Origin of the sequence: Nocardia sp. NPDC056000, assembly GCF_042269265.1 — a bacterium.
Lineage (GTDB): Bacteria > Actinomycetota > Actinomycetes > Mycobacteriales > Mycobacteriaceae > Nocardia.
The window spans coordinates 327318-338997 of sequence record NZ_JBHJXS010000011.1 but is presented as its reverse complement, the minus strand read 5'-3'; the positions used below and the strand labels follow the sequence as shown (position 1 = coordinate 338997).

At 68.5% G+C, this 11680-nt stretch carries 5 protein-coding genes; all 5 read left to right on the top strand.

All coding sequences use genetic code 11. From position 1 onward, the window contains the following. The first annotated feature begins 15 nt into the window (after positions 1-15). Positions 16-3327 carry a DUF4132 domain-containing protein gene (locus ACFC4D_RS31245; protein ID WP_376068587.1) on the top strand — a complete coding sequence of 1104 codons (3312 nt, stop codon included), beginning with the start codon at positions 16-18 and terminating at the stop codon, positions 3325-3327. Positions 3328-3483: 156 nt separating this feature from the next. Then, the gene (locus tag ACFC4D_RS31240; protein WP_376068585.1) at positions 3484-6837 is read left to right on the top strand and encodes a DUF4132 domain-containing protein; all 3354 of its coding nucleotides are present in this window, start codon (positions 3484-3486) and stop codon (positions 6835-6837) included. Between the two features lie 146 nt (positions 6838-6983). Further along, the gene (locus ACFC4D_RS31235; protein ID WP_376068696.1) at positions 6984-8048 is read left to right on the top strand and encodes an AAA family ATPase; all 1065 of its coding nucleotides are present in this window, start codon (positions 6984-6986) and stop codon (positions 8046-8048) included. Positions 8049-8050: 2 nt separating this feature from the next. Then, entirely contained in the window at positions 8051-10561 is a 2511-nt protein-coding gene (locus ACFC4D_RS31230; protein ID WP_376068583.1) for a DUF5682 family protein, read from the top strand. Next, on the top strand, positions 10554-11678 hold the full coding sequence (locus tag ACFC4D_RS31225) for a VWA domain-containing protein (protein ID WP_376068582.1): 1125 nt from the start codon (positions 10554-10556) through the stop codon (positions 11676-11678). The genes ACFC4D_RS31230 and ACFC4D_RS31225 overlap by 8 nt, the downstream gene beginning before the upstream one ends. Positions 11679-11680: the final 2 nt, after the last annotated feature.

Below are 11680 nucleotides of genomic sequence, written 5' to 3'. Positions count from 1 at the left end.
CCGGGGAGGGACAGCATGACTGAGTTGCGACGTATGGACGAGGACACGTGGGTGGTGCCCGATGCCTGGTGGGCCAGGGCCGCCCGGTTCCGGGGACGCGGTCCGGAGCGGCCGATGCGGACGGCGAAGAAGTCCGGGGGCAGCGCCCGCGCGCTGGATCCGAAGGCCGTCCGCGCCACCCTCGAGGCCACCGCGGCCGACGGCCCGGATATCGCGGCGGCCGGGCTGGCGACACTGGACGAGACCGTGGTGACGCCGCTCGGGGTGGCGGCCGTCGCGATGAGCAGCCATCTCTACCTGAGCAGAACCTACAGCGGCTCAGCGCCGGACACCGCCATCGCGGACCAGTGGGTTTCGCGGTACGGCCCGGTATTCGCCGCCGAGGCAGCGGTGGCGGTGTCGGGCCTGGAGATTCACCACGGGCAAAACCGCCGCGCCCATCTGCGCTGGATCGCGCCGGACGAAATGCCGAAGGGCGGTGCGATGGGGGTCGTGCGCGGTGTGCGCGGACATCTGGCGAACCTGTCCAACGCCGATTACGCCGCGGCGGTGGCCGCGCTGGAACAGTGGCGCGGCAAAAGCGATGCGCTTTCGGTCCGGGTCGCCGCCTCGTATCTGGTTCCCACCGAACAGGAGTGGTTGGAACGGGATCTGGCGGCAGCGGCCGGAAAACGGACCAGGCACCACTACTACTGGCCGCTGCTCGCGAACTCGGTGACCACCGTGGAGCAGCTCGAATTGCTGGCGGCCGGGTCGATGAACGGCACACCATTCACGACCCCGGATGAGTCGCTGTACAGCGCGATCGTGCACGTCGGCCCGGGAACAGCGCGATTGGTCGCCGCGACAATCGATCTCGCGTGGATCGATATCGACAATCGGCGCTCACTGGCCGCTTTGCTCGCGCATTTCCCGACCGATGAGGCGTTCGGAATTCTGCTGGATCGAATCGCCGTCCCCGGCGTCCTGGGGCCGCTGATCGAGGCGGCGCGACGTTTCCCGCGCCGTGCGTTCCGCCTGCTCGCCGCGGATAACGCCGGTGACCGCAGGCGCACGGACCTGCTCGAAGCACTGGCACAGCTCTATCCGGAGCTGGCCGCAGCGGCCGGACAACCGGTACGGCCATTGTCGAGTTCGATTGCCTTCGAGGGTATTTGCGCCGCCGAGGAACTCCCGGAATTCCTGCGCACCCCGCCGTGGGAGCACGATGCGCGGGCGGCCGCCCCGGCGGTGGTGCCCGGCCTGCGCACGACAGGCGTTCGGCTGACCTGGCAGCCGGGCGAGCAGGAACGCTGGCTGGCCATTCCATCAGTGTGGGACGATCACGGCGCGGAATGGCCCGCCTACGTCGACAGGGTGCTCGGCAACCCGAATTCGATCGCCTGGCCCCGCGGCCACGTTTTCGCCGATGCCCCCGCGGCGCTGGTCGCACCGCGACTGGCCGAGTTGCGCGCCACCGATATCGGATCGAATGTCTCCGTCGCGCAACGCATTCTGGCTCGCTTCGGCACTGCGGTCGCCGACCGCGTGGTCGAGGCGGCGCAGGTGTATACCGCACTGTTGACGGACGCGCTGCAACCCCTGAGCGGACCCGATATCACCGACTCGATGGTGCGACTGCTCGCGGTGCGCAAACATCGCGACATGGCGCTGGGCTGGCTACGCCGCCATATCGACACGGCCGCACTCGATCTGGTGGCCGCCGCACTCGACAAGCCCGGCAAACAGCGCACGCTGACCTGGCAGGCGGTACACGCGCTCGACGAAAACGGTTATCGCGCAGCGCTGCTCGCGGCCGCCGCGACCTTCGGGGAACCGGCGGCAGCCGGATTCGAAGCCGAACTGTCAGCAGATCCGCTGTCCCGCCTGCCCTCTCGTATTCCAGCCCTCCCGACCTGGCTGCTGCCGACGGCACTGCCCGCCCTGGTACTGCGCGATAACCGTCGGGCGCTACCCCGCGATGCGGTCACCGCGGTCTGCGTCATGCTCGCCATGCACGGACCCAATGGTCATTACCCGGGCGCGGTGCGGGTCGCGGAAATCACCGATCCGCGCTCGCGGGCCGAGTTCGTCTGGGCACTCTTCGACGCTTGGCGCGTCGTCGGCTATCCGGCCGCCGACGGCTGGATACTGCACGCGCTCGGCCTGTTCGGGGATGACGACACCGCTCGCCGCCTCACCCCGCTCATCCGGACCTGGCCGGGCGAGTCCGCGCATCAGCGCGCGGTGACCGGGCTCGAGGTGCTGGCGGCCATCGGCACCGATTTCGCGCTCATGCAGCTCAACGGCATTGCCGAGAAGGTCAAGTTCAAGGGCATCCGGACGCGGGCGCAGGAGAAGATCCAGCAGATCGCCGAGGAACGCGAGCTGACCGCCGAACAGCTCGCCGATCGCCTGGTCCCGCGCCTCGGCCTCGCCGATGACGGGACACTGCGACTGGACTACGGGCCGCGCGCCTTCCTCATCGGTTTCGACGAGACGCTCGCACCGGTCGTCAGCGATGCCGACGGTACGCGCCGCAAGAGCCTGCCCAAGCCCGGCGCGAAGGACGATCCGGAGGCGAGCGCGCACGCCTACAAGGCGTTCACCACCCTCAAGAAGGATGCGAAAACCATTGCCAGCGAACAGGTCCGGCGCATGGAACGGGCAATGGTCGATGGCCGTCGCTGGACCGTCGCCGAACATCGGCAACTGTTCATCGACCATCCACTGCTGTGGCATCTGACCCGGCGACTGGTGTGGGCTGCCTTCGACGATGCGGGAGCGCTCACGCGGGCATTCCGCGTCGCCGAGGACCGCACCCTCGCCGATCTCCGGGACGAGGCTTTCGTCCCGGCCAATGACCTGCTGCTGGGCATCGCACATCCACTGCATGTGACCGAAGAACTGGCGGCCTGGAACGAACTGTTCGCCGATTACGAACTGCTGCAACCTTTCCCGCAGTTGGCCCGGGAAACCTACGCCCTCACCGACGCGGAACGCGATGGCACCGATCTCACCCGGTTCGCCGGAATCAAGGTGCCGCCCACCGCCGTTCAGGGTCTGACCGCGCGCGGCTGGGAACGCCAGTCACCGCAGGACGCCGGAAACTCGAACTGCTTCTACCGCCCGGTCTCGGAAGAGTTTTCGGTCGTGGTGGACATCTATCCCGGCTTGAGCGCCGGTATCCCACCCGCCGACCACGATCCGCAGGAGTTGCCGCATGTCCATATCAGCAGGCGCGGCCACGAGGACCGATTGCACTTCTCGACACCCCATCCGTTCAGCGCGATCGATCCGATAGCCGCCTCGGAGATGCTCCGCGATCTGGTCCGGCTCACCGGATAGACAGCGGGCGCTTGCGGGGAGGGATGTCACCGCCTCGCAGCTCCGGCGCGATGTTCGGCCGACCGCCGGTGCGGCACCGCCACCTTCGGGCGGACGACGGATGTCGGCGGGTGTGTTTACAGTCGATCTCGAATCGGCTCGAAGGATGGGGAGTTCATGGCAGAGGCACTTGGTCGCGCCGACGGGGAGGCCGTGGCGGCCGAGGATCGGTTCGCGCCGCCGGAGGCGCTGCGGGCGCTGGTGCGCATCCGCCGCGGTGGCCTGCTGGCGGCCGAGCCGCGAGCGGTTGACGCGTCGGCGGTGGCGGCGCGTGCCGAAGCCTTGACGATCGAGTCCTTCGAAGCCGCGCTGCTTCGCCTGCAATCCCGGGATCCCGCGCATTCGATCGAACCGGCCGCGACCCATGTCAGGAATCTGCTCGCGGCCTCCCCCGCCGAAGGCTCCACTCCCGGCGACGGATTCATCACCGCCACCTGGGAGATGACCGTCGAGATGGCGGCGGCCCTGATCACCGTACGGGTCGAGCGAGCCGTCCGGCCGACACCGAAGGATCGGCGCATCGCGGGCGAGGAAGTGACCGCGCTGCTGGATCACTGGATCGGGGTGCGCGGAATCGAGTTCGCGGCAGAGGCACTGGTGCGGGCGGTGACAGCGCCGCTGTGGCAGAAGCCGAACAGGTGGTCGGACGGGGATATCGAGGCGCTGCGCGGCACGCTGGGGCCATTGCGCGCCCGGCTGGCCGAATGCGCCGATATCGAAGGTGTCATCGCGGTGCTGACACGGTTTCGGGCACGGAATCGGCAGGGGCGGGTGGTTTCCTCCTATCTGCTTCCGACACAGCATGAGTGGGTGGCGGCCGATATCACCGAGGTGACCGCGGCCGGTAAGGCCGACGCGCATGCCCGGCTGCTGGTGGACGCCGCGCACACGCCCGGGCAAGTGCGTCAACTCGACACCGTGTTCACGCACTACTGGATGCCCGGACCGGGGGCGGCGGTCGACTCGGCGGGTTCGGCCATGACCGTCATCGACGGTGTCGGATTCGGGGTGCTGCCGGTGCTGGTGGACTGGCTCGAACATCCCGATGTGGCGGCCGCGCTCAAAGGGCAGGTGGCACAGGCCATTGCGACGATTCCCACCGATGACGCGTTCACCGCGCTCGCGACGCGCCACGGCCAACCGGCCGCTCGCAATGCGGTACGGCAAGCCGCGCAATGGTTTCCACACCGCGCGCTACGACTGCTGGATGCCCGGCGCGATGGCGATGTGCTGCGCGCGCTGGTGCACCTGTCACCTCGGCTCGTCACCGAGTCGATACACCAATTGCCAGCCGACACAGCCGAATTGGTCACCGCGGAATTGGCGGCGATGGCCGTCGCCGCCGCGAACGACCGGCACGCCGACATCCCGGGAATTCTGCGCACCCCGCCGTGGGAGCGCACCCGGCCCGCACCGGTGGTGATCGAGGGCCTGGCCGCACCCGCGACGGTGCGCTGCGCCTGGCAGCACGGCGAGCGCGAGGAATGGCGTACCGCCGCAGAGTTCACACGGCCCGAGAATCTCGGGAAGGAATTGCGGGAGCTCCGGCCGACCGCCCTGACCCCGTGGCAGCTGAACACCCTGCTCAATGCCGAACCCGATTATGTCCGACCGCTGTTGGCCGGGGCCCGGATGGACTACGCCTGGAACGTCCTCGGACGGCTGCGCGTTCTGACCGCACGGTACGAGGCGGACGCGTATCCCCTGATACTCGATATCGCACGCCGATCCGCGCGCGAGGTCGGCGAACTGCTCATGGCATTCGAGTCGGCGACGGCGGTACAACTGGCTACGCAGTGGCTGGAACGACGCACGCTGCGCCCGCTCGGTATCGACTACCTCGAAAGACACGCCGAGTTCGCTTCGCGCACACTGATTCCCGACGCGCTGTCCAAGGGTATGAAGGCGCGCCGGGAGGCCGGACGGACCCTGCGGCTGCTCGCCGACCTCGGCCACGGCGACACCGTTCGGGCCGCCGCCGCGACCTTCGACCCTCGGGTCGTCCTCGGCGTCGACGCGGTGCTGGCGACCGATCCGGTCGATGTGCTGCCCGCGCGCATGCCCGTCCTGCCCGACTGGGTGAATATCCCCGTGCTGCCCCCGATCTCGGCGGGCGCGTGCACCGCGCTGCCGGTCGGCCCGGTGCGCAATCTGCTCACCATGCTGCAGCTCTCGACGCCCGGCGCACCGTATGCCGGACTCCAGATCGTCCAACGCGATTGCGACGCGGCGGCATTGGCCGAATTCGCCTGGGCGGTATATCGGCAGTGGCAGCAGGCGGGCGCGCCGACCAAGCACTACTGGGTGTACGAGGCGCTAGGCGCGTTCGGCGATGACACCACGGTGGAACGGCTGCTGGCCGATGTACGCGGTATGCGTTCGGATCCGCGCTCGGTGGCGGCCTTGGACGCCTTCGTCACCATCGGCTCGGATGCGGCACTGCTGGCGCTGAAGACGATCAGCGAGAAGGTGAAGACCACGCGGGTGCGCGAGGGAGCGCGGGAGCGGATCACCGAGATCGCCGAGCGCATGGGGCTGTCGGCGGATCAATTGGCCGACCGACTGGTGCCCGATCTGGGCTTGCGCGCCGACGGCACCGGCGAACTGGATTTCGGCTCGCGCCGATTCACCGTCGGGTTCGACGAACAGTTGCGGCCCACGCTGACCACCGGGGACGGAAAGACGATCAAGACGCTGCCCAAGGCGGGCGTGAATGACGATCCCGAGCGAGCCGAGCAGGCGCACACGGTCTTCCGGAAGATGAAGAAGGACGCACGCGCCCTGGCCGCGGATCAGATCGCCCGGCTCGAGCGCGCCATGGTGACGCAGCGGCGATTCACCGTCGCCGAGCTGCGGGAGCTGTTCATCGCGCACCCGCTGCGCTGGCATATCACCCGCCGCGTGGTGTGGGGCGTGTACCGGGATGAGGTGCCGGTATCGACCTTCCGGATCGCGGAGGATCGTAGTTTCGCCGATCACTCCGACGAGACGGTGATAATCGCCGAGGACGCGGTCCTCGGCGTTGCCCACCCGCTGCACTTCCCGGAGGAGAACCGAGCCTGGGGCGAAGTGTTCGCCGATTACGAACTACTGCAACCCTTCCCGCAGTTGGCCCGGGAGACATTCACCCTCACGGCGGAGCTGCGCGGGGCGACCGGAATCGCGGACGACGGCGGCAAGATCGACGGCACCCGCTTCTTAGGACTCACCGCCCGCGGCTGGTCGCAGCCCGAGACCGGTGACGGCGGCTGCTTCTACGACTTCCGGAAACCGCTGCCCGACGGCCATTTCCTTCAGGTACTGACCTCACCCGGAATCGCGAGCTGGGATCCGCGCGGGGATCAGACCTTCGATGCCCGGCTCTACCGGGGTCGGCACGGCGGGGGCGAACTCGCCCTCGGCGAGCTGGATCCGGTCACCGCGTCGGAGGTGCTGCGCGATATCGCCTGGCTGCGGGAAGCCGCCGGATAGCTCCGAGTCCACCCGCGGTAATCACAGCTGTCGACCCGCATCGGTCACACCTGTCGACCCGCAGCCATCACACCTGTCGGCCCGGCTCGATACAGTCGGCTCGAAAGCCATACGTACCAGGGGATATCGTGACCAGCACCGAACATATGCAGCGCCCGCCCGCCGAATTGCGCTGGGCGGAGGATCTGGAGCGGCTGCGCGCGGCCGATACCGCGCCCAAGCCGCCCGGGTGGGCGCTGAGCGTGGATGCCGCCAAGCGGTTCATCGTCGGCGATCCCAAGCTCGGCATCGCCAATAAGTTCGTGGGCGACGCCTCGCTGGTGGACCGGGCGCTGGTGAGTCTGGCCACCACGCGCGGACTGTTGCTCACCGGTGAGCCGGGCACCGCGAAATCGCTGCTGTCGGAACTGCTTTCGGCGGCGATCTCCGGGGATTCCACGCTGACCATTCAGGGTGGTGCGGCCACCACCGAGGATCAGATCCGGTACGGCTGGAATTACGCGCTGCTGGTGTCCGAGGGTCCGTCGGAGCGGTCCATCGTGCCCGCGCCCATGATGCGGGGTATGCGCGGCGGCAAGGTGGTGCGGTTCGAGGAGATCACCCGCTGCCCGCTGGAGGTGCAGGACTCGATTCTGTCGCTGCTGTCCGATCGGGTGCTGGCGGTGCCGGAGCTCGGTGAGATGGTGTATGCCACGGCGGGTTTCAATGTCATCGCCACCGCCAATACCCGCGACCGCGGCGTGAACGATATGAGCGCGGCGCTCAAACGGCGGTTCAATTTCGAAACCGTCTTCCCCATCGGGGATTTCGCGGCGGAACTGGCATTGGTCGAGGCCGAGGCCGAAACCCTGTTGCGCAAATCCGGAGTGCCGCAGGCCCCGCCGCGTGATGTGCTGGAGGTGCTGGTCACCGCGTTCCGCGAATTGCGCACCGGGGCAACCGATTCGGGGACGCCGTTGGATCGGATGTCCTCGGTGATGAGCACCGCCGAGGCAGTGTCGGTGGCGCACGCGGTCGGGCTGCGCGGCTGGTATCTGCGCGGTGAGGCCGGGGACGGCGCGGATATCGTGCACTGCCTGGCCGGTACCGCCGCCAAGGACGATCCCGACGATCTGGCGCGGTTGCGCCGCTATCTGGAGCAGCAGGCCCCGCGCAAATCCGGTCCCGCGTGGAAAGCGCTGCACGACGCCCGATTCCAGCTGCCGGGCTGAACATGAGCCTGGAGACGACGGTGACCGCCGGATCGGTGCGCGTCACCTTCATCGGGGTGCGCCACCACAGTCCGGCCTGTGCGCGGCTGGTGCGCGACACCATTCGGGAGCTGCGGCCCGCGCACGTGCTCATCGAGGGACCGGCCGATATGAACGACCGGCTCGATGAACTGTTGCTCGGGCATGAACTGCCGATCGCGGTGTTCAGCAGCTACCGGGACAGCGAGACACGGCATATGTCGTGGGCTCCGCTGTGCGACTATTCGCCGGAGTGGCTGGCGCTCACCGAGGGGCGCGCGGCCGGAGCGCAGGTGCGCTTCATCGATCTGCCCGCCTGGCATCACGCCTTCGCGGGCCAGGAGAACCGCTACGCCGACGCCGAGCGGCGCTATGAGCGCGCGGTGGAACGACTCTGCCGCGAATTCGCCGTCGACAATATCGACGCGCTCTGGGATCACCTCTTCGAACTCGAGTCACCCGAGACACTCGCCGAACGCCTCGCCGCCTATTTCGAATTGGTGCGCGGAGATGACGACGCCTCCCCCGGCGATATCGCCCGCGAGGAATACATGAGCCGCTGGATCGACGCGGCCGTCGCCGACCTCACCGAGAGCGACGCGGCCGCGGCGAACATCGTGGTGGTTACCGGCGGCTTCCACCGGCCCGCACTGATACGCCGCCTCGTCGGCACCGCCGCGGATGCAGCCCACCTGCCCGCCCGAGGGGAGACCGGGCCGAGTCCCGCTGCCACCTCGAAAGGCGTTGATGGACAGACGGAATGGCCCGCGGTTCCACCGTTCCCGGGTGCGGGCATCGGCGGGAGTTATCTGGTGCCGTTCAGTTTTCAGCGGTTGGACGCGTTCGCTGGCTACCAGTCGGGGATGCCGTCACCCGCGTACTACCAGCGGCTGTGGGAGCACAGCGCGCGGGAGGCGGCCGAGAGCGTGACCGAAGCCGTGGTGCGGCGATTGCGGGAACGGGGACAACCGGTTTCCACCGCATCACTGATCGGGGCACGCACGCTCACCATCGGGTTGAGCCGCCTGCGCGGGCATGAATCACCCTCGCGCACAGATGTTCTCGACGGTCTGGCGGGCGCGCTCATCACCGAGGCGCTGGATCATCCACTGCCGTGGACGGGGCGCGGCCAATTGCGTGTGGGCACGGATCCCGTCGTGGTGGAAATGGTTGCGGCACTGTCGGGAACGCGGGTGGGACGCCTGCACCGCAGGACTCCGCATCCACCGCTCGTGCACGATGCCGAAGCCGAACTCGCGCGGTGCGGGGTGCCCGACACCGGCCGCTTCGACGTCGATCTCGCGACCGATTCCGGGATCGCGGCCAGTCGCCTGCTGCATCGGCTGCGTGTTCTCGGCATCCCCGGCTACGCCCGGACCACCGGTCCCGCGATCGGCAGGCCGCCGGAATTGACCGAAACCTGGAAGATCACCGCGACCGACCTGCGCCTGCCACAGCTGATCGAGGCGGGTTCGCTCGGCGCGACCTGCGCCGAGGCCGCGGCCGCCCGGCTCGGCGAGCGATTCGCGCACGCCGGTTCCGAGACAGGCGAACTCGCCACGGTGCTGTTCGACGCCACGCTGTGCGGGCTCTCCGAACTGACCGGGCGCATTGTCGACGCGGTGCGCGGGCATATTGCCGCGGCGAGCGCACCCGGCGGGCTCGGACGGCTGCTCGGCGTGACATTGGGCCTGTGGCGGCATGATCGGCTCTTCGGAACCTCCGACTCCCCCACCCTGGCCACCCTCATCGACGCGGCGGTATTGCGCCTGCTCTGGTTGATCGAGGGTATTCGCGGCGGTCCCGCACCCGCCGACGACGAACTGCTGAAAGCCATTGCGGCCGTGCGTGATGCGGCATTGCACGCCGGTCCGGTGCTGACCATCGCACGCTCGGATACGGTCGGGGTGTTCCAGCGGTGCACCGCCGCCGACCGGCCGCCGGCACTGCGCGGCGCGGCACTCGGCGCGGTGGTATCGCTGGCCCCGCACGAGAGCCTGGATATCGCCCGCGCCGTACGCCTTTCGGGCGCACCGGACGTGCTCGGCGATTTCCTCGCCGGACTCTTCGCCCTCGCCCGCGAACAACTCACGGAAGAGTCGGCGCACACGACCGCTTCCGGCACAGCGACCGCCGGAATGGTGGCCGACCCGGCCTCGGCCGTAACGGCCTCGGGCACAACGTCATTGCTCGCCGTGCTCGATGAGTTGGTGGCGCGGTTCGGCGCGGTGGAGTTCCTGGGCGCGCTGCCCGCGCTGCGGCTGGCCTTCGCGTGGTTCCCGCCGCGCGAACGCGCCGCCATCGCCACCAAGTTGCTCGAACTGCGCGGGCTCGACGGCTCGGGTTCGGCACTGCTGCGCCTGCCCGTCGATGCCGAACTGCTGGCCCGGGCGCGGGTGGTGGAGGAGCGGGTGGATCGGCAATTCGCCGAGCACGGGCTGTTCGGCGAATCATCCTTCGACGCAATGGAACCCAGCGGAGCCGCACATGACTGACATCGATCCGGCGCTGGAGCGCTGGCGGCTGATTCTGGGCGCGCCCGGCAATGGCGTCTGCGGTGGATCCGGGCTCGGCGCGGAGGCGGCGGGACAGGATGCCGCGCTCGACTGGCTGTACGAGCGCGATGACGATCTCGACCAGCGGGGCATACGCCGCACGGGCGGCGACAGCCCCTCGATCGTGCACGCGGTCGACTGGCTCGACGATATCCATCGCCTGTTCCCCAAGGCCACCATCGAGCGGCTGGAACGAGATGCCGTGCAGCGCTACGGCTTGCACGATGTGCTCACCGATCCCGGGGTGCTCGAACGCCTGGAACCCAATGCCGAATTGCTCGGCGCGGTGCTGCGCACCAAACACCTGATGAATCCGGAAGTGCTGCGCATGGCCCGCCGGATCGTCGAGCAGGTGGTGCGCGATCTCATGGAGCGCATGGCCGCCGAGATCCGAGTCTGCTTCACCGGCACCAGATCCCGCCGTCCGAGCCGGATTCCGCGTGCGGCCGACTTCGATTTCCCGAAGACGGTGCGCGCCAACCTCGCCCACTATCGGCCCGAGGAACAGCGGCTGTACGTGGAGACCGCGCACTTCCGCGCGCGCACCCGCAAGCATATGGACAATTGGCAGGTCATTCTGCTGGTCGACCAATCCGGATCGATGGCGAGTTCGGTCATCCACTCGGCCGTCACCGCGGCCTGCCTGTGGAATCTCCCCGGTATCAAAACCCATCTGGTGGCCTTCGACACCGATGTCGTCGACCTCACCCGCGATGCGGACGATCCGGTCGAGTTGCTGATGAAGGTACAGCTCGGCGGCGGTACCGATATCGCCCGCGCGGTCAGCTATGCCGCGCAGTTGGTGGAGCAGCCGCGCCGCACCATCATCGCGCTGATCAGCGACTTCTACGAGGGCGGTGATCCCGGTGCGCTCATTCGAACCTCGGCGGCACTCGTCGCGGAAGGCGTCATCATGCTCGGCCTCGCCGCCCTCGACGAACAATCGGACCCCGCGTACGACCGCGAAACCGGCCAGCGCCTGGCCGATGTCGGCGTGCACATGGGCGCGATGACACCCGGCGAGCTCGCCGGTTTCATCGCCGAAGCGATCGGATAACC